Origin of the sequence: Planococcus beigongshangi (genome assembly GCF_016820495.1) — a bacterium.
GTDB lineage: Bacteria > Bacillota > Bacilli > Bacillales_A > Planococcaceae > Planococcus > Planococcus beigongshangi.
Genome location: NZ_JADHDU010000001.1, coordinates 480661 through 499761 on the forward strand (window position 1 = coordinate 480661; position 19101 = coordinate 499761).

The following is a 19101-nucleotide window of genomic DNA, read 5'->3' on the forward strand; positions in this document are numbered from 1 at the left end:
GTAATGTATATTTAATATAACCGTACTTATATAGTGATATACTTGTAAAAGCCTGCACAGGCACAAAGAAGCAAAGAATATACGAATGCTTGAAGTTTATCTAAGGCGGTTATTATCATGTCCAGAAAAAACGATGGAAAAGAACTTGATTCCATTTTTGATGGACTGCTGGCCACGATGGAGCAGTCGAAGAAAGATATCTTTATTATAAGCGAACAAAGTCGCCAAGATTATGAAGAAATGAAGGACGAACTTGAAGACATCCGGTTAAACATTTCAGCTATCATTAAAAAAGGCGATTTATTGGAAGAAAAAACAAGGGCTGCACGAAGACGCCTTGCGGAAGTTTCAGGTTCATTCACTTCCTATTCAGAAGAGCAGATTCGGATCTCCTATGAAAATGCGAATGATCTGCAGGTGAAACTGTCTGCCAACAGAACCGAAGAAAAAAAATACCGTCAAAAACGGGACCGGCTTCAGCGCCGTCTGCAGACGCTTCTGCAGACGATTGAACGGGCGGAAAGGCTCGTCAATCAGCTGAACGTCACGATCAATTATTTTATCTCTGATTTTGATAAAGTGGAAGAAGCGATTGAAAAGCCTCAGTTAAACCAAGATTATAGCCTTCGGATCATCGAAGCGCAAGAAGAAGAAAGAAAGCGGCTGTCCCGGGAAATACACGATGGGCCTGCTCAAATGATGGCGAATGTGCTGCTCAGGTCGGACCTGATTGAACGTACTTATCGGGAAAAAGGGCCGGAACTGGCATTTCGGGAAATTTCTTCCCTTAAGGAAATGGTGCGCCACGCCCTGACGGAAGTCAGGAGAATCATTTATGATCTCCGGCCAATGGCGCTGGATGATCTTGGATTGGTGCCGACATTGCGTAAATACATGGAAACTACACAGGACTACAACCCTGGAACACATCTTTCTTTCGGGTCCCACGGAACTGAGAGAAGGCTGCCACCCAGTTATGAGACCTCAATTTTCCGTTTGGTGCAGGAAGCGATCTCCAACGCGATACGCCATGGGAAAGCGACTGATATTGACGTGAAATTGGAATGGGTGAAAGAGCGTGTTAATATTTCCGTGGGTGATAACGGTACCGGTTTCGATCCTAAAACTGTGAAAAATCAGTCATTCGGACTGATCGGCATGCAGGAAAGGATAGAATTGATAAAAGGGGAATTCATTATAAATTCCAGTCTCGGAGAAGGGACGATCCTATTGTTTCAAATCCCATATGAACAGGGTATATAAGATACGGTATTCAAGGAGGACAATGTAATGACAAAAATTATAATCGTAGACGATCACCAATTATTCCGTGAAGGAGTAAAGAGAATTCTTGATTTTGAAGAGACTTTTGAAGTCGTTGCTGAGGGCGGCGATGGCACTGAAGTCATCAAATTGTATGAAGAGAACAATCCGGATGTCATATTGATGGATATCAATATGCCGCAGAAAAACGGAGTGGAAGCGACTGGGGAGTTAATGGAAAAACACCCGGATGCAAAAGTCATTATGCTGTCGATCCATGATGATGAATCTTATGTTACCCATGCACTTAAAACAGGGGCACTGGGCTATATGCTGAAAGAAATGGACGCAGAAGCAATCATCCAGGCGATCAAAGTCGTGGCGAAGGGCGGTTCATACCTGCACCCGAAAGTTACACGCAATCTGGTGATGGAATTCCGCCGTTTGAGCGAACGTGAAAACAAAGGCTCATTCCATCAGACAGAAATTCGCCGCCCTTATCATCTTTTAACGAAGCGTGAGAGTGAAGTATTGCAATTATTGACTGATGGTCAAAGCAATCGCGTCATTGGTGAAACGTTGTTTATCTCTGAAAAAACAGTGAAAAACCATGTTTCCAGTATTCTTCAGAAAATGCAGGTGAACGACCGTACACAAGCGGTGGTAACTGCTATTAAAAATGGCTGGGTTGAAGTAAGATAATCCGGAATTCAAATGCGCGACGGCATAAAGCCCTCGCGCATTTTTTATTTTGAACAAAACTCCAAGAGATAATGACACAGATTTTTCATTGAAATTTTAGAGGTGCTATGTCAGAATGAGCGCAGGAGGTATGCCTGATGAAGAAAATATTATTGATTGCAGGTTTGCTGCTGCTGTCTGCGTGTTCGGAAGATGACAGTTCTGTCGAGAATTCGAATTCAGCGAATGACAGCAATCTGGCTAATGAAAATAATGCCATCGACCATGGCATGGAAGATAAATCAGCCGGTTTTACCCTTAACGGTGATGGGGAAGTAATTGAAGCGGATGTGCCGGAAGATGAGGCTGCTGCGATAATGGCTGCCCATAAAGAGTATATTGAAGCATTCAATGCTGAGGACCTGGACCGTTATATGGCAGTAATTGCGCAAGAGCCGGAAGGGTTTGACCGTGCAGAAGACCAACAGGCACTTGAAGCGGCATTTGCTTCTTATGATACAACTTATTCACCGTCCAATGAGACAATCGTGAAATATGAGGCGGAACGTGCAGAACTGTTTGCTGAAATCAAAGTTGATGTGAAAGATGCCGAATCTGGCGGAATAACAGAAGAATCCGGAAGACAGGTTGTAATTTTCAAAAAAGAAGAGGATGGCTGGAAAGTCAGTGGCCTTCACTTTATAGGCAATCGATAAGGCACTTCCCGTTTTTTTCGGGAAGTTCTTTTTACGTCTATTCATTTCGGCAATATTTGTTAAAATTATAGAAGGGGGATGATTTGTCATGAACACGGCTATAGTTACAGACAGCACAGCTTATTTAACAGCTGAGGCCAGAAGAAAACACAATATACATATGATTCCGCTCCAAGTGACGATTGGCATGGAATCATTCGAAGAAGAGCAGGAATTGACTGTAGAAGAATTCTATAGAAAATCAGCAATCGAAATGCCTAAGACTTCACAGCCGCCGATAGGGGAATTTATCCGCCTATATAACAGGCTGGCTGAAAATCATCAGGAAATAATATCGATCCATCTTTCCAGCGGCATCAGCGGCACATACGCCGGAGCCATCCAAGCTGGGGAGCTGGTGGAAAATGTGAATGTCCATGCGTTCGATTCTGAAGTTTCCTGCGCCATGCAGGGATTTTACGCAGTAAAGGCAGCCGAAATGGCGAGTAATGGCGCTTCTGCTGCAGAAATAATGCAGGAACTTGAAAAAATGAAGAAAACGATGCAGGCTTATTTTATGGTGGAAGATTTGAAGCATCTTCAGCGCGGCGGGCGACTGTCGGGCGCACAGGCAATTGTCGGAGGCATGCTTCAGATTAAACCGATCCTGCATTTCCATGAAACGAAAATCATTCCTTTTGAAAAAGTCCGGACGCGTAAAAAAGCGATGAACCGTATTGTTGCGCTGCTGGAAGAAGATTTGCGTTCGGGTGGCTCATATAAAGCGGCGGTCATCCATGCAAACCGGGAAGAGGATGCAATTCAGTGGAAAAAGGAATTGGTTGAGAAGTTCCCTTCAGTAGAATTTGAAATTTCTTATTTCGGACCGGTGATCGGCACGCATTTAGGAGAAGGCTCGATGGGTCTTGGCTGGGTAAAAAAATGACCTGCCAAGGCTTTTTCTTTAGCATTTTAATTTAATTGATCAGATCTGGATGAAACCTATTAAGGAGATGAACTATGAAGGAATTACAGGATTTTCTGGCCGGCAGGATCTGGCTGCGCGATTTTACTCCTTTTTCCAGAGAGGTGATCGACAAAGCTGTTAATGATGGATTCATTGCTGTGCGAAAAGGAATTACTGAAAAAATGGAATGTGCCAGGTGCCTGAACAATTCGGAAGATACAATTGTCGCTTTCGATTGCGCCAGGTGTGGTGGAATCTGCCATTACTGCCGGCACTGCATCCGGATGGGCAGGGTTAGTTCCTGCACAGAATTGATCACGTGGAAAGAACCTCTCGAAATATCCTCTTATTCCCATTCATTCTTATGGAATGGCGAACTTACAAACCTCCAACAACAGGCTTCCGATGAATTGAAGGAAAGCTTGCGGCGCAATGAACCCCATTTAGTTTATGCTGTTTGCGGAGCCGGAAAGACGGAATTATTATTTCCGCCTCTGCACGCAGCGCTTTCGTCAGGTAAACGCATCTGTATCGCGGCACCGCGAACCGACGTCGTTCTTGAGCTGTCTCCACGGCTGAAGTCCGTTTTCCCCGGGACGATCATCCATACCTTATACGGCGGATCGCCTTCTGAAGAAGGTTTTGCCCAGCTGGTGATTGCGACAACCCACCAGCTTTACCGATTTGAAGAGGCATTCGATCTGGTGGTGGTGGACGAAGCGGACGCATTTCCTTATTCCTATGATCCGGCATTGGCACGGGCCGTAAAAAAATCGCTGAAAACCGCTGCGCCGGTAGTCTATGTGTCTGCGACACCTTCAAAAGAATTGCTCAAAACAGTGTCGAACCAATCGAGAATTTTCAGGCGTTTCCACGGCCATCCGCTTCCGGTACCGGCCTATCAACCGTTGTGGAGCTACCGGAAATCGTTTCATTCCAATAAAATTCCTGTGAAATTGGTCGAATGGGTGAAGACCCAGCTGGAATCGCAACAGCCCTTCATGATTTTTTTTCCTACAATCGAAATGATCAAGCAAGCAGAGCCGCTGTTCAAACAGCTGGATCCCCGGATAAAAGCCGTGCATTCAAAAGATCCCGACCGCAAGGAAAAAGTGATGATGCTCCGTAACAAGGAGATTCCAGGAATTTTGACCTCGACGATATTGGAGCGGGGCGTGACAATCGAAAATGTGCAGGTGGCAATCGTCGGAGCAGATGAGGAAATTTTTGAAGCGTCGGCGCTGATTCAGATGGCAGGCAGAGCCGGGCGGTCCCATGAATATCCGCAAGGCGATGTCATCTTTTTTCATAATGGCATTTCCCGCCAGATGGATAAGGCACGGGATCTTATAAAATCCTATAATCGGGAGGGATTTCGTTGAATTGTTATTTATGTGAAAATCAGCTCGAACTCAAACCTTCCTGGAGGGATCTGTTTTTCGTGGACAGGCAAGAAACAATCTGCAGTACATGCCGGGATTTATTCGAACCGATCAAGGGGGGATGTCCGATATGCAGTTCGTCAGGAAGTGAATTATGCACTGACTGCAGCAACTGGGAAAAGACGGAATTCCGCGGTGCCCTTGATGGCGGGAAATGTCTTTATGCCTATAACGCTGCAATGAAGGATTTTTTTCATCAGTTCAAGTTTCTGCAGGATGCCATTTTGGCTGAAGTTTTTGCGGATGAATTGGCTGCAGCGCTCAAAAAGACGCCAGCAACGATAGTGCCGATTCCGATGAATCCTCATAAATTGAAGGTCCGGACCTTTTCTCAGGTTGACAGTATGCTGAATGCTGCCGGCGTACAGTACCTTCATCTGCTTGAAAAAAATGAAGAAGTCCAGGGAGAAAAAAACCGGCAGGAGCGAATGGAGACCCGCGATTTATTTACGTTAAACGGTAATTTAACACCAAAAAGAATTGTCCTGGTGGATGATATGTACACGACGGGGACGACTTTGCGACTTGCAGCTAAACTGCTGAAGGATGCAGGAGCGGAGGAAGTGAATTTCATAACATTGATCAGAGCATGAGGATCCAGAAGAAAAAGCGGGCAGTGCTGCCCGCTTTTTCAATGTTCATAGATCATTTTTTTCGTCATGCCGCCGTCGATTGTCAGGCACTCAGCGTTGATAAAGGAATTTTCAGGATGACAAAGGAATAGGCATGCCCGGGCGATATCCGCTCCATCACCCACGCGGCCGCTCCAATGCTGCTGATGGTCGATATCTCTCAATTCTTCTTTGTTTCCTGTATGGATCCAGCCTGGCGCAATGGAATTCACCCGTATCCCTTTTTCGCTTAATGTAGCTGCAAGCGAATGGGTTAAAGCGAATATGCCGCCTTTGGATGCTGAGTATAATTCAGTGTGTGCTTCGGACATGAATGCGCGTGTGGAAGCCATATTCACGATTGATCGCTGGTCGCCGGTCATGTAGCGGGCGGCTTCACGGCTGCAGATGAAGACCGATTTGAGATTCGTGTCGATAACATGATCCCAGTCACTTTCGGTCACATCCCATATCGACTGGAATTCAGAAATGCCGGCATTATTGATGAGGATATGGATAGCTCCATAATTCGAATGGATCTTTTCCATCGTTTCCGTCACCTGGGTAAAATTCCCGACATCGCATTGCATAAACTCCACATCATTAATGGCTGCTGTTTCCAGGTCTAGGCCGATAACCTTTGCCCCTTTTTCTGCGAAATGTTCAGCGATATCTTTTCCGATTCCTTGAGCTGCACCTGTGACGACAACCGTTTTATCAGTAAACATTGTCTTCACCTCCCTGTCATATAGTTTACCTGGAATTCATCTTCCTGAAACTATTTACGTTTTAAGCAGGACTCTTAAGGGAACATGTAGAAATGTAACAGTGTAAGAGATTAAGAAGGAGGAGTTAATATGCTGCAATTTAATTTTAAAGGTGACAACATTGAAGTAACTCCAGCGATTCGCGAACATATCGAAAAGAAAGTAGAAAAAATTGAACGTTATTTCCCTGAAGGGACCAACGCAAACGCAATGGTCAACCTGAAGGCGATCAATAACAGCCAATCCAAAGTTGAAATTACGATACCGATGAAAAATCTGACTTTACGTGCTGAAGAACGGCATGATGAACTATATGCTGCAGTCGACCTGATTGTCGGAAAGCTTGAACGCCAGATCCGTAAATATAAAACAAAAGTGAACCGCAAATTCCGTGATCGTGAACCGATGGGGCAGGCATTCGCTACATTCAATAACGATGCAAACGGCGCCGCTGAAGACGAGGGCGATGAAGATTTGACAATTGTACGCACGAAGCAATTTGATCTGAAGCCGATGGACGAAGAAGAAGCAGTTCTACAGATGAATATGCTTGGACACAATTTCTTCGTATTCACCGATGCAGAAACAAACGACACGAATATTGTCTACAAACGTAAAGACGGCAGTTATGGGCTGATTGAAACCAGCACATCTTAATAAGAATCTGATTGCAGCTGGCCAGACATGAAGCCAGCCGACTAAATAGATGAATGAATGAGCTCTGCAGATCCCGATTTCTGCAGAGCTTTTTTCTATGGTTCGATAAAATCGACAGTAATTAAATCGCTGATTATTGGCCGGGAAGAGTGGAACACCCGGGTTATTCCCGCTCTTCTTTGTTTGCACGCTTTTCTTTGCAGTGTTAAAATGAAGAATGAGATTTTTCGGAAATTGCCAGATGTTCCGGATAATTACTGGAGTTTAAAATTTGCGAGCCAAACGACACATAAATAACAGCATAAGCGTTCAGGCAGATCCAGCCAGAACCTGTGCAAGGAGCGGTATAAATGTTAGGAGTATTAAATAAAGTTTTCGACCCGAATAAAAGGGATTTAAAAAGACTCGAGAAAATAGCAGATACAGTGGAGGTGCTGGCAGCTGATTATGCAGCACTTTCCGATGACGCGTTAAAGGCTAAAACTGAGGAATTCATCGCCCGCCATGCAAAAGGTGAAACGCTTGATGCGCTATTGCCGGAAGCATTCGCAACAGTACGTGAAGCTTCCAAGCGTGTACTTGGCATGTATCCATTCCGTGTCCAGCTGATGGGTGCCGCGGCACTTCATGAAGGCAATATTGCCGAAATGAAAACCGGTGAAGGTAAAACCTTGACTTCCACTATGGCTGTTTATCTGAATGCACTCAGTAAAAAAGGTGCTCATGTAGTAACTGTCAACGAATACCTGGCGAGCCGTGATGCCGAAGAGATGGGCAAACTTTATACTTGGCTTGGATTGACTGTCGGATTAAACACCAACAGCATGACCAAGGAAGAAAAGCATGCTGCTTATCAGGCAGATATCACATACAGCACGAACAATGAACTTGGTTTTGATTATCTGCGTGATAATATGGTTCTTTATAAAGAAGAAATGGTTCAGCGTCCCTTAAATTTTGCTGTAATCGACGAAGTCGACTCCATCCTGATTGATGAAGCGCGTACACCGCTGATCATTTCAGGACAGGCTGCAAAATCGGCACAGCTTTATATGCAGGCGAATGCCTTTGCCCGCATGCTGCAAAAAGATACGGATTACGCTTACGATGAAACGACTAAAGGCGTCGTGCTGACTGAGGAAGGAATTGAAAAAGTCGAGAAGGCTTTCAATATCGAGAACCTTTTTGATATCACTCATGTCCGGTTGAACCATGCGATCAACCAGTCGCTGAAAGCCCATGTTACGATGCATAACGATGTCGATTATGTGGTCCAGGACGGCGAAGTGGTCATTGTCGACCAATTCACGGGACGCCTGATGAAAGGGCGCCGTTATTCTGACGGACTCCATCAGGCAATCGAGGCGAAAGAAGGCCTGGAAGTTCAGAACGAATCAATGACGATGGCGACCATCACGTTCCAGAACTTTTTCCGTATGTACGATAAATTGTCAGGGATGACGGGTACGGCAAAAACGGAAGAAGAGGAATTCCGCAATATCTACAATATGTATGTTATCGCCATTCCGACAAACAAACCGATCATCCGGGATGATCGCGTCGATTTGATCTATGCGACGACTGAAGGGAAATATAAAGCGGTCGGGGAAGATATTGCCGAGCGCCATAAAAAGGGGCAGCCGGTTCTTGTCGGTACAGTGGCCATCGAGACATCAGAAATCATTTCAAATTTCCTTACGAAAAAAGGCATCAAGCATTCTGTATTGAACGCTAAAAATCATGCGCACGAAGCGGAAATCATCCTGAATGCCGGACAAAAAGGCGCAGTTACCATCGCGACGAACATGGCCGGCCGCGGTACGGACATCAAGCTTGGCGAAGGTGTGGTCGAAGCAGGCGGTTTAGCCGTCCTGGGTACGGAACGCCATGAATCTCGCCGTATCGATAATCAGCTCCGTGGACGTTCCGGACGTCAGGGAGACCCGGGTGTCACTCAGTTTTACCTTTCTCTGGAAGATGATCTGATGCGCCGTTTCGGTTCAGATGCAATGCGCAATATGATGGGCAAACTTGGCATGGACGATTCACAGCCGCTGCAGTCCCGCATGGTGACGCGGTCTGTTGAATCTGCCCAAAAACGTGTGGAAGGCAATAACTTCGATGCCCGTAAACGTTTGCTTCAATATGATGATGTACTTCGCCAACAGCGCGAAATCATCTATAAAGAGCGTATGGAAGTGCTTGAAACCGACAATATGCGCGGCTTGGTCGAAAAAATGATCGATAGCGTGATCGAGCGGGTGGTTTTGTCCCATACAGCTGATGAAAAACCGGAAAATTGGTCACTGAAAGCACTCGCTGATGTGCTGGCTGCGAATCTGCTGCCTGAAAACACGGTGACGGAAGAATCCCTCCAGGATAAAACACAGGATCAAATTATGGAACTTGTGAAGTCTGAAGTGAATAAATATTATGATGATAAAGAAGTTGAAATGACGCCTGAACGGATGCGTGAATTTGAAAAAGTGGTTCTTCTCCGTTCGATCGATACGAAATGGATCGATCATATCGATGCAATGGACCAGCTGCGCCAAGGGATCCACCTGCGTGCATATGGCCAGAATGATCCGCTTCGTGAATACCAGAATGAAGGGTTCGCGATGTTTGAGGCAATGGTCCAGGCCATAGAAGATGACGTTGCAAAATATGCAATGAAAGCGGAAATCCGCAATAACCTGCAGCGTGAAGAAGTTGCAAAAGGACAAGCGATCAATCCGAAGGAAGGCGATGAAGCTCCTAAGAAGAAAGCGCCTGTCCGCAAAGAAGCAACTATCGGACGGAATGATGCATGTCCGTGCGGCAGCGGTAAAAAATATAAGAATTGTCACGGTGCGTCCGCTTAAGGAGCGCCGAAATACCGAAGAGCCTCCAGCTCTTCGGTGTTATTTTGAGGAGGAAATTTATAATGATGGAATTAGCAGATATTCGAAATGAGCTTGAAAAATCTTCCGCGAAGCTTGCGGACTTCAGGGGGTCTCTTTGACTTAGAAAACAAAGAGGCACGTATTCAGGAACTGGATGAAATGATGCTCGATCCTGATTTTTGGAATGATCAGGAAGCCGCACAAGTCGTTATTTCTGAACTGAACGGTTTGAAGGATATCGTCAATACGTATCATGATTTTGTGGGTTCCCAGGAAAATATGGAAATGACACTTGAATTGCTGCGTGAAGAAGACGATGAGGAAGTCCACACTGACCTTACGGAAGAGTTGACGGAATTTAAAGCCAAACTCAGTGACTATGAACTCCAGATGCTGTTAAGTGAACCATATGATAAAAACAATGCGATCCTCGAATTGCACTCTGGCGCAGGCGGAACAGAGTCGCAGGATTGGTGTTCGATGCTGCTTCGCATGTACACGCGCTGGGCTGAAAAACGCGGATTCAAAGTCGAAACACTCGATTATCTGGCTGGGGATGAAGCCGGCGTCAAATCGGTCACGCTCGGCATCAAAGGTCATAATGCATACGGCTATTTAAAAGCCGAAAAAGGGGTCCATCGACTTGTCCGGATTTCACCGTTCGATTCATCAGGGCGCCGCCATACATCCTTCGCATCATGTGAAGTGATGCCGGAATTCACAGGCGATATCGAAATCGATATTCGGACAGAAGACTTGAAAATCGATACGTATCGTGCAAGCGGAGCTGGCGGTCAGCACATTAACACGACTGATTCGGCTGTCCGCATCACCCACCTTCCAACGGGGGCAGTGGTCACTTGTCAACAGGAACGTTCACAGATCAAAAACCGTGAAAAAGCGATGCAGATGCTGAAAGCAAAACTTTATGCGTTAAAAATCGAAGAGCAGGAAGCACAGCTTCTTGAAATCCGCGGTGAACAAAAAGAAATCGGCTGGGGCAGCCAGATCCGCTCTTATGTCTTCCACCCTTATTCAATGGTAAAAGACCACCGGACGAACTATGAAACCGGTAATCTCTCTGCCGTTATGGACGGAGACATCGATGGCTTCATCAATTCGCTATTGCGTTCGAAGATGCAATAGAGAAAAGGGACGGCACCCGTTAAGCTCTGAAAGGTATAAGACAGCCCAGCGAAGTGGCCTTGGCCGCGCAGCTGGGCTGGCTTATGACCCGAAGAGCTGGGTCGCCGGAGTCTGGACAGAAAAAGCGACGGCGCCCGCTTAGCTCTATCTAATAGAAGAAAACCAAAATCCCGTATGGCTTCGGCCATGCGGGATTTTTCGCTTTATCCGGATGAAGTTCACAAGTCGCACCGGTTTTGGTATACTCTGACAGGGCTTAAAGTTAATCACAGCCGATTGAATTCATAATAGGAATGAGGAAACACAATTTTATGGCTAAGAAAAATCATCGCAACAGAAAAGAAGCACATCCGTTTTTAATGGAATTAATGGATTATATATATGTCCTGATCGGATCAGCGTTGGTCGCAATCGCATTCAACGTTTTCCTGTTGCCGAATGCTGTAGCATCCGGAGGCGTCAGCGGGATCAGTACCATCCTTTTTGGTGTATTCGAATGGAAGCCGGCTTTTGTGCAATGGGCATTCAATATTCCATTGTTTATCGCCGGAGTCATATTGCTTGGCAAGAACTTCGGATTGAAGTCCGCAGTGGGAACTATTTTTCTGCCGTTTGTCGTATTCCTGACGGAAGACTGGGAAGCATGGACAATGAATCCGCTGCTCGGTTCACTATTCGGCGGTATATTGGTAGGGCTTGGACTCGGTATCGTATTCCGCGGCAAGGCATCTACGGGCGGAACAGATTTGGCGGCGCAGATCATTACGAAATTCACAGGTTTAACGCTGGGCACCAGCATCGCTTTAATCGATGGGATAATCGTCATCGCGGCTGCGATTGTTTTTGATATCGAGAGAGGCCTCTACGCATTAATCGGCCTGTATGTCACATCTAAAACAATCGATCTGGTTCAAGTCGGTTTTGGAAGATCCAAATTGGTCTATGTCATTACGACGAAACAGGAAGCAATGCGGGATGCGATTTATGAGGAAATCGACCGCGGTGTGACGAAGTTATCGGCGACAGGCGGCTATACGGAATCAGAACGGCCATTGCTTATGGTTGTTGTCCACCAGACTGAGTTCACAAAGTTGAAACAAGTTGTAAAAACCATTGATCCGGCTGCATTTGTTATTGTTTCGGACGCATCGGAGGTCTTGGGTGAGGGTTTCAAAAGAGCGTAGCTAAGGTATACTTCTAATAGAAGACTGTTGTGAGGAGGAAATGTAATGAAAAAAAGTTTAATGGCTTTATTGTTTGGTACTGCATTGATGCTTGGTGCATGCGGAGGCGATGATACAGCGGAAGAAACGCCTGCTGATACGCCGCCTGGCGATGAGTCGGCCATTGATGCAGAACAAGTCGTTCAGCAGAATTGTATTTCCTGCCATGGTGAAAACCTTGAAGGCCAAGGCAATTTTCCGGCACTGAATGATGTTGGATCCAGACTTTCCGAAGATGAGATTCTTACAGTTATTCTTGAAGGCAGAGGTGCCATGCCTGCAAAAATCATCCAAGGTGAAGAAGCTGAAGCTGTAGCTGCATGGCTGTCAGATCAGCAATAAACCGCGAAACCGGCTGAAAAGCCGGTTTTTTCATTGCAAAAATTATATTACAATACAGCATTAAAATTAAAAGCTATTACGAACGCCTGGGTAAAAAGTTATTGTGAAATTTCAAAAACATATCAAATTGCTTACGGAATATTTCAAAATGCACGTTTAATTGATACATAACTGTAATATTATTTAGGTTTTAAAAGTGCTACAATTGGTTTGCTGGATTTTTAACGAACTTAAAGTTTTTGTGAAATACAATTTATATAGGTGGTTAAAATAGATGATACAAATGAAGAACGTCTATAAAAAGTATCCAAACGGCATCGTTGCTCTCAACGGCATGAACGTTGAGATCAAGCAAGGTGAGTTTGTGTATATAGTAGGCCCAAGTGGAGCCGGCAAATCGACTTTCATCAAAATGATGTATCGAGAAGAAAGCCCGACTTCTGGACAGATGCTTGTCAACGGAGTGGATCTTGCGAAGATCAAACGAAAAAATATACCATTGCTTCGCCGTCAGATCGGCGTGGTGTTCCAGGATTTCAAATTGCTGCCAAGATTGAATGTCTATGAAAACGTGGCATTTGCATTGGAAGTAATTGAGGAAAAACCGGAATCGATCCGCAAGCGGGTGCTTGAAGTGCTTGATCTTGTGGGCTTAAAACATAAAGCACGGATGTTTCCGCGGGAATTGTCCGGCGGAGAGCAGCAACGGATATCTGTAGCCCGGTCAATCGTTAATATGCCCAAAGTGGTGATTGCTGATGAGCCGACGGGTAACCTTGATCCTGAAACGTCATGGGAAATCATGAATCTGTTCGAACGCATCAATGCCAGCGGAACAACAATTTTAATGGCGACCCACAACCGGGAAATCGTGAATACGATGAGACACCGGGTCATCGCAATCGAAGGCGGGCTTATTGCCCGTGACGAAGCTGGAGGTGACTACGGCTATGAAGGTTAGGACATTAATGCGCCATTTCAGAGAAAGCTTGAAAAGCCTTGGCCGTAACGGCTGGATGACATTCGCCTCCGTAAGTGCTGTAACTGTCACTTTGCTGCTTGTCGGAGTCTTTGTCCTGATCATGATGAACTTGAACAAAGTAGCAGATGATCTCGAGAATGATGTTGAGATCAAATCATTCGTTTCACTGGAAGCTGATGAAGCACGTGTAGCTGAAATCGAAACGGCCATCAAGGGTTTATCCGGAGTAGAGACTGTTGATTTCTCTACAAAAGAAGATGAACTTTCGGACCTTGTCCTTGATTTCGGAGATGAATTCAGCTTATTTGAACAAAGTAACCCTTTACTGGATGTCTTCTATGTAAAAGCGACAGAGCCGCAGGAAACTGAAAATGTGGCGAAAGAAATTCTTGCGCTTGACGGCATCGAAGAAGTTAAATACGGCGAAGGTAAAATCGAAAAACTGTTCTCGTTCCTGAACACCGGCCGAAATGTTGGCCTCGTTTTAATCCTTGCCCTATTGTTTACCGCAATGTTCCTGATTTCAAACACGATCCGCATAACAATTGTTGCGAGACGCCATGAAATCGAAATTATGAAGTTGGTTGGAGCTACAAACTGGTTCGTCCGCATTCCATTCATTCTGGAAGGCATGTGGCTGGGACTTCTTGGTTCGATCTTGCCGATCGGATTAATCGTAGCCCTATACTATAACGTAACTGAATTTGTTCAGCCTAAATTGAGCGGAGAGCTGGTTCAGCTGCTGGATTTCGCTCCCTTCATCTACCAAGTAAGCGCGCTGATCCTTCTGATGGGTGTTTTCATCGGAGTATGGGGAAGCTTTATGTCAATCCGCAAATTCCTGCGTGTTTGATCAAATAAATGAACGAGAGTCGTAGAGAGATAAAAGACAGATAGAAAAAGAACGTATACCGGAAGGGGAAAACGAACTTGAACTCGAAGTCGAAATGGATGTTGTCTGCTGTTTCATTTTTATTGGCGATTACGTTGGTCATGCCTTCAGTAAGTGCCAGTAATCTGGACGAATTAAAAAAAGAACAGCAGGAAGCTGAAAGAAAAAAAAGCGAATTAAATTCGAATATCAATCAAAAAGCGAATGAAATCAGCGAAAATCAATCTACACTTGAAAAGATCATTGCTCAAATCAATGAGCTGGAAAGCAAAATCACTGAAACCGAAGATAAAATGAATGCGGTGCAAGGTGAGATTGACCAGACAAAAATTGAAATCGATGAATTGAAAAAATCCATCGAAGAACTAGAACACAAAATTGCAGAACGCGAAGAATTGTTGAAAGACCGTGCACGTGCGATTCAGCTGAGCGGCGGTTCAGTTGACTATATCGACGTGTTGCTTGGGGCAAACAGTTTTGTGGACTTCATCGATCGTTTCTCAGCAGTCAATATGCTGATTGAAGCGGACCGTGAAATCATGCGTGAACAAGCGGCAGACAAAGAGCTGCTTGCAGAACAGAAAGCTGAAGTTGAAAACAAACTGGCAGAGCAGGAACAACGCCGCGCAGAACTTGAAAAGCTAAAAGCTTCGCTGGATGGACAAAAGAAAGAGCAGGCTGGTTTGAAAGCGGATCTTGAAGCAGAGCAAGACCGTCTTGCTGAAGAGAAATCCGTTTTGGAAGAAGAACAGGCTGAAGTTATCGGAGTCAGCAACGACCTTGAAAAGAAAATTGCTGATGAGCAAGCGCGTTTAGCGGCAATCGCCAAAAAAGCTGAAGAAGAGCGCAAGCAAAAAGAAGCTGCAGAACGCGCAGCAGCACAAAAAGCTGGAGCTGGCAATACGCCTTCATACAGCAGCGCACCGATTAAAAATAGCGGAGGCTTCATCCGTCCGGCATCTGGGCGCCTGACATCAGGCTTCGGTTACCGTAATATCGGTGCAGGCACTGAATTCCACAGAGGAATTGATATTGCCAACAGTGTTGGAACTTCCATCAATGCAGCAGCTGCAGGATACGTGTCTTATGCCGGCGTCATGGGCTCTTATGGTAATGTCGTGATTCTTACACATTCGATCAACGGACAAACACATGCTACCGTATATGCACATCTTAATTCGATTGGTGTTTCAGTTGGCCAGTCCGTATCACAGGGCCAGCTTATTGGAGGAATGGGCAGCACGGGGCGTTCAACCGGTTCCCACCTGCATTTTGAAATTCATATCGGCGCTTGGAACGGTTCACGTTCGAACGCTGTCAATCCGAGCAATTACATCGGTGGATAAGGCTTCATTCAGTGGGGCTGTCAACCGCTGACTGTTGGCTGATCCAATCGGCATTTTCATGATACGAGGTAAAGAAGTGGCCGGCATCGATAAAGATGCCGGTCTTTTCATGGTTTTTTTTGAAACATACTGCGTACAGTAGCTAAAAGAACGGAATTTGTCGTATGATAATAACCGAATGGAGTGAAAGTTTCTATGAAAAAAACACTGGGTTTATTGCTGGTGGGAGCTTTGATCGCTGCCCTGATTCTTGGGATCGTCCAGAATAATGCTGAAGAGAAGCAGGCGACGGAACGATTGAATCCAGGAAGTGATGTAGATTTCCTTCCGACTGACGAAGGTTTGGCTAAAGGGGAAACGGCTCCGGACTTCGAATTGACTACACTTGACGGAGAAACAGTTCAACTGTCGGATTACAGGGGCAAAAAAGTGATTCTGAATTTGTGGGCGACCTGGTGTCCGCCTTGCCGGGCAGAAATGCCGGATATGCAAAAATATTATGACGAACAGGCACAAGATGAAAATGTGGAAATTTTGGCTGTCAACCTTACGACCGAGGACAGGGGAATGGATAAAATAAACGCATTTGTGGAAGAATTTGCACTGACTTTTCCGATTCCAATGGATGTCGATGGTGATGTGGGTGACGTCTATCAGGCTGCTACCATTCCGACTTCCTATATGATCGACACGGAAGGCCGTGTGCAAAACAAAATTGTCGGACCCATGAATGAGGAAATGATGGAAGACTTTATCGAAAATATGGAATAAGGGGCCTTGATCATGACAACAATCAGAACGAAATCGGTTCACACTGCACAAATGGAAGAACGGACGATCCGGGCAAAAGTGATGCCGATCTATCAGACATCCGCTTTTGCATTTTCTTCACTGGAAGAACTGGAAGGCTATTATGAAGGAAATGGCACTTACCTCTATTCCCGGACAGCTAATCCGAATACCGATTCTCTGGGGCAGACAGTGGCTGTTCTGGAGGGCGCTCCAAAAGGGATAGCGGCTTCATCTGGAACTTCTGCCATTCTTGCGGGCATTCTTTCAGTCGTTAAACACGGCGATCATATCCTGGCAGCAGAAGATGTCTATGGAGGCACATTCCTTCTGTTGAAAGAAGAACTTGCGCTGATGGGCATCCAGGTCCATTTTGCGGATTTCTCGGACGCCAGCGCAATCGAGTCTCTTCTGGTTGATTTTCCTGAAATAAAGCTCATCTTCAGCGAGTCGCTTACAAACCCGTTTCTGCGTGAGGAAAACATGGAAAAGTTAACAGGTTTAAGCAATCAATACGGCTGCAAAATCATGATTGATAATACGTTTGCAACCCCTTATACGGTTCAGCCATATACGCAAGGGGCCCATCTGGTGGTCCATAGCGCCACCAAATATCTCGGTGGCCACAGTGATGTGACTGCTGGAGTCCTGGTCGGTGATGAGGAATTGATTGCGGCAGCTGAGAAACGAGTCGTTAATATGGGATTGAACCTCAGTCCGTTTGAAGCTTGGCTGACTTTGCGGGGCATCAAAACTTTGGCGCTTCGGATGGAAGCCCAAACAGCAAATGCACAGGCAATTGCCGATTTCCTGAGAGAACGGACGATCGTATGGTATCCGGGCAAAGGGGCAATCGTCAGTTTTGAAGTACCGGAGACAATCGAAGTTTCATCCTTTTTCTCTTCCCTCGGCTGGATTAAAATAGTCCCGACATTGGCAGGGGTGGAAACGACAGTATCATATCCATACGGCAGCTCCCACCGGGCACTGTCAGCGGAAGAAAAAGCACGAATCGGCGTAACGCGCCGAATTGTCCGCCTGTCAGCAGGCATCGAAGGAATTGAAGATATTCTCGGTCAGCTGGAAACTGCATTTAAATAGAAGGAATTTTTTAAAATAGGATCCCTGCAGAGGCTGGTTCAAAAAGAAGTACAGCTTGCAGGGGTTCTTTGGTACAATGGAAGGTAACGTCAATAGCCGGTGAATGGAAGGTGAACAAGGATGGTCATGGAAGCATTAATGGACGCGGGCAGATTTTTTATCAACCCTCTTTTATACATAGCATTGATTGCAGCAATTTTACTTGGTTATTTCAGGGTCAAAAAGGAGAGGAAGCTGTTCCGCAGCCGAATCGTCTGGGGCGGAAGGGAATTCGGTGACTGGCTGAAAGATGGCATTCTTTTCGCCTTATTATTGTCTGTCCTGTTTTCCGGGATCGGGCTCACAGTGCCGCTCCAATGGCTTGTCGCGTTAAGTCTGGTGAGTGCGGTCATCGTCATTTCCGGAATCTATCAATTGGGCTCATTTGTCTATCTGGCAATTGGCGCCGTCTTTTTTGGCTGGCTTCTGAATCATTACGGTTGGACCATCCCGTTCGGATTATTCGATTTTGGCGGTTATGCCGTCGCCTGGGACTGGTTACTGCCTGTCGGCCTTATTACCGGCGCACTGGTATTTGTGGAGGGCTGGCTGGTCGCTAGACGTGGCAGTGAAGCTTCTTCACCGAGAACCGAGAAAACGGCACGCGGATTGACCGCTGTCTATTATAAAACAAAACGTTTATGGCTGATCCCTTTACTGGTGGTTGTGCCTGGTGAGTTTATGGGATCCTACTTGCCATACTGGCCGCAATTTCCAATCGGTGAAAGCAACTTTTCATTCATCTTATTCCCTGCGGTAATCGGTTTTGGAAGCAGGGCACGCAGAACGCTGCCGGGCTATCTTTATCCGAAACACGGAAAACGGATCTGGCTGCTGGGTCTCGCCATCATCACGCTGGCATTATTCTCATTCATATGGGAGCCGATGGCGCTGATCGCTCTGGCTGCCGGAGCCGCAGGCCGCGCTGCCATATCATTACTGACGATGTTCAATGAAAATAAAGGCAATCATGCTGTAGCACCCCAATCCTCCGGTGTCATGATCGTAGATGTGCTGGCAGATTCACCTGCGGAGAAAATGGGTCTTGTACGGGGAGAAATCATCCGTAAAGTGAACGGACTGACAATAAACAACGAAACAGAACTTTATGAAGCGATCCAAGTAAACGCGGCCCATTGCCGGCTTGAAGTGCTGGATCATAATAACGAATTGCGGTTGAGGCAGCATGTCATCTTCAGGCATGACCATTATCGTCTGGGATTGATCGTCGTATAATCGCTAATTGCTGATCAAAATATAAAAATCCAGTTTA

At 45.8% G+C, this 19101-nt stretch carries 18 protein-coding genes; 17 read left to right on the top strand and 1 reads right to left on the bottom strand.

The features are described 5' to 3' along the window. Positions 1 to 117: 117 nt before the first annotated feature. From IQ294_RS02235 to IQ294_RS16270, 6 genes are all read left to right on the top strand, one after another. Positions 118 to 1263, top strand: a complete 1146-nt coding sequence (locus IQ294_RS02235; RefSeq protein ID WP_238942590.1) for a sensor histidine kinase — start codon at positions 118 to 120, stop codon at positions 1261 to 1263. Between the two features lie 27 nt (positions 1264 to 1290). Further along, a complete protein-coding gene (locus IQ294_RS02240; RefSeq protein ID WP_203332383.1) occupies positions 1291 to 1965 on the top strand; it encodes a response regulator in 675 nt (224 codons plus the stop codon). A 137-nt stretch (positions 1966 to 2102) separates the two neighbouring features. Next, complete coding sequence (locus tag IQ294_RS02245) at positions 2103 to 2660, top strand: YybH family protein (protein ID WP_203332384.1); 558 nt, start codon at positions 2103 to 2105, stop codon at positions 2658 to 2660. A gap of 88 nt (positions 2661 to 2748) precedes the next feature. Continuing rightward, positions 2749 to 3585 (top strand): DegV family protein, encoded by an 837-nt coding sequence (locus IQ294_RS02250; protein ID WP_203332385.1) that lies wholly within the window; start codon positions 2749 to 2751, stop codon positions 3583 to 3585. Between the two features lie 74 nt (positions 3586 to 3659). Beyond that, the gene (locus IQ294_RS02255) at positions 3660 to 4988 is read left to right on the top strand and encodes an ATP-dependent helicase ComFA (protein ID WP_203332386.1); all 1329 of its coding nucleotides are present in this window, start codon (positions 3660 to 3662) and stop codon (positions 4986 to 4988) included. Then, the gene (locus tag IQ294_RS16270) at positions 4985 to 5641 is read left to right on the top strand and encodes a ComF family protein (protein ID WP_238942591.1); all 657 of its coding nucleotides are present in this window, start codon (positions 4985 to 4987) and stop codon (positions 5639 to 5641) included. Before IQ294_RS02255 ends, IQ294_RS16270 begins: the two co-directional genes overlap by 4 nt. A gap of 38 nt (positions 5642 to 5679) precedes the next feature. Here the strand turns inward: IQ294_RS16270 and IQ294_RS02265 are convergent, their stop codons facing one another. Continuing rightward, positions 5680 to 6387 carry an SDR family NAD(P)-dependent oxidoreductase gene (locus IQ294_RS02265; RefSeq protein ID WP_203332387.1) on the bottom strand — a complete coding sequence of 236 codons (708 nt, stop codon included), beginning with the start codon at positions 6385 to 6387 and terminating at the stop codon, positions 5680 to 5682. 129 nt (positions 6388 to 6516) lie between these two features. On the opposite strand from IQ294_RS02265, the gene hpf reads away from it, so the two are divergent. From hpf to IQ294_RS02320, 11 genes are all read left to right on the top strand, one after another. Next, complete coding sequence (hpf, locus tag IQ294_RS02270; protein WP_284699712.1) at positions 6517 to 7083, top strand: ribosome hibernation-promoting factor, HPF/YfiA family; 567 nt, start codon at positions 6517 to 6519, stop codon at positions 7081 to 7083. A 350-nt stretch (positions 7084 to 7433) separates the two neighbouring features. Continuing rightward, positions 7434 to 9947, top strand: coding sequence for a preprotein translocase subunit SecA (gene secA, locus IQ294_RS02275; protein WP_203332388.1), 2514 nt, complete (start codon positions 7434 to 7436; stop codon positions 9945 to 9947). A gap of 65 nt (positions 9948 to 10012) precedes the next feature. Next, a protein-coding gene (gene prfB, locus IQ294_RS02280) for a peptide chain release factor 2 (RefSeq protein ID WP_203332739.1) occupies positions 10013 to 11114 on the top strand; the annotation gives its coding sequence in 2 pieces (ribosomal slippage) (positions 10013 to 10084 and positions 10086 to 11114; 1101 coding nt in all). A gap of 359 nt (positions 11115 to 11473) precedes the next feature. Then, positions 11474 to 12298, top strand: a complete 825-nt coding sequence (locus IQ294_RS02285; protein ID WP_432419946.1) for a YitT family protein — start codon at positions 11474 to 11476, stop codon at positions 12296 to 12298. A 45-nt stretch (positions 12299 to 12343) separates the two neighbouring features. Further along, the gene (gene cccB, locus IQ294_RS02290) at positions 12344 to 12679 is read left to right on the top strand and encodes a cytochrome c551 (RefSeq protein ID WP_203332390.1); all 336 of its coding nucleotides are present in this window, start codon (positions 12344 to 12346) and stop codon (positions 12677 to 12679) included. A 274-nt stretch (positions 12680 to 12953) separates the two neighbouring features. After that, entirely contained in the window at positions 12954 to 13640 is a 687-nt protein-coding gene (gene ftsE, locus IQ294_RS02295) for a cell division ATP-binding protein FtsE (protein WP_203332391.1), read from the top strand. Continuing rightward, a complete protein-coding gene (gene ftsX / locus IQ294_RS02300) occupies positions 13630 to 14514 on the top strand; it encodes a permease-like cell division protein FtsX (protein ID WP_203332392.1) in 885 nt (294 codons plus the stop codon). Before ftsE ends, ftsX begins: the two co-directional genes overlap by 11 nt. A gap of 77 nt (positions 14515 to 14591) precedes the next feature. After that, complete coding sequence (locus IQ294_RS02305) at positions 14592 to 15899, top strand: murein hydrolase activator EnvC family protein (RefSeq protein WP_203332393.1); 1308 nt, start codon at positions 14592 to 14594, stop codon at positions 15897 to 15899. A gap of 195 nt (positions 15900 to 16094) precedes the next feature. Continuing rightward, positions 16095 to 16670, top strand: coding sequence for a redoxin domain-containing protein (locus IQ294_RS02310; RefSeq protein ID WP_203332394.1), 576 nt, complete (start codon positions 16095 to 16097; stop codon positions 16668 to 16670). Between the two features lie 12 nt (positions 16671 to 16682). Further along, positions 16683 to 17789 (top strand): trans-sulfuration enzyme family protein, encoded by a 1107-nt coding sequence (locus IQ294_RS02315; RefSeq protein WP_203332395.1) that lies wholly within the window; start codon positions 16683 to 16685, stop codon positions 17787 to 17789. Positions 17790 to 17909: 120 nt separating this feature from the next. Next, positions 17910 to 19064 carry a PDZ domain-containing protein gene (locus tag IQ294_RS02320; RefSeq protein ID WP_238942592.1) on the top strand — a complete coding sequence of 385 codons (1155 nt, stop codon included), beginning with the start codon at positions 17910 to 17912 and terminating at the stop codon, positions 19062 to 19064. Positions 19065 to 19101: the final 37 nt, after the last annotated feature.

Bases quoted from the DNA above. Each gene is read 5' to 3' on its own strand.
- IQ294_RS02285 (WP_432419946.1), top strand. From the start codon at position 11,474: ATGGAATTAATGGATTATATATATGTCCTGATCGGATCAGCGTTGGTC.
- IQ294_RS02265 (WP_203332387.1), bottom strand. From the start codon at position 6,387: ATGTTTACTGATAAAACGGTTGTCGTCACAGGTGCAGCTCAAGGAATC.
- IQ294_RS02240 (WP_203332383.1), top strand. From the start codon at position 1,291: ATGACAAAAATTATAATCGTAGACGATCACCAATTATTCCGTGAAGGA.
- IQ294_RS02235 (WP_238942590.1), top strand. From the start codon at position 118: ATGTCCAGAAAAAACGATGGAAAAGAACTTGATTCCATTTTTGATGGA.
- IQ294_RS02320 (WP_238942592.1), top strand. From the start codon at position 17,910: ATGGTCATGGAAGCATTAATGGACGCGGGCAGATTTTTTATCAACCCT.
- IQ294_RS02245 (WP_203332384.1), top strand. From the start codon at position 2,103: ATGAAGAAAATATTATTGATTGCAGGTTTGCTGCTGCTGTCTGCGTGT.
- ftsX (WP_203332392.1), top strand. From the start codon at position 13,630: ATGAAGGTTAGGACATTAATGCGCCATTTCAGAGAAAGCTTGAAAAGC.
- IQ294_RS02255 (WP_203332386.1), top strand. From the start codon at position 3,660: ATGAAGGAATTACAGGATTTTCTGGCCGGCAGGATCTGGCTGCGCGAT.
- secA (WP_203332388.1), top strand. From the start codon at position 7,434: ATGTTAGGAGTATTAAATAAAGTTTTCGACCCGAATAAAAGGGATTTA.
- cccB (WP_203332390.1), top strand. From the start codon at position 12,344: ATGAAAAAAAGTTTAATGGCTTTATTGTTTGGTACTGCATTGATGCTT.
- IQ294_RS02310 (WP_203332394.1), top strand. From the start codon at position 16,095: ATGAAAAAAACACTGGGTTTATTGCTGGTGGGAGCTTTGATCGCTGCC.
- IQ294_RS02250 (WP_203332385.1), top strand. From the start codon at position 2,749: ATGAACACGGCTATAGTTACAGACAGCACAGCTTATTTAACAGCTGAG.
- ftsE (WP_203332391.1), top strand. From the start codon at position 12,954: ATGATACAAATGAAGAACGTCTATAAAAAGTATCCAAACGGCATCGTT.
- IQ294_RS02315 (WP_203332395.1), top strand. From the start codon at position 16,683: ATGACAACAATCAGAACGAAATCGGTTCACACTGCACAAATGGAAGAA.
- hpf (WP_284699712.1), top strand. From the start codon at position 6,517: ATGCTGCAATTTAATTTTAAAGGTGACAACATTGAAGTAACTCCAGCG.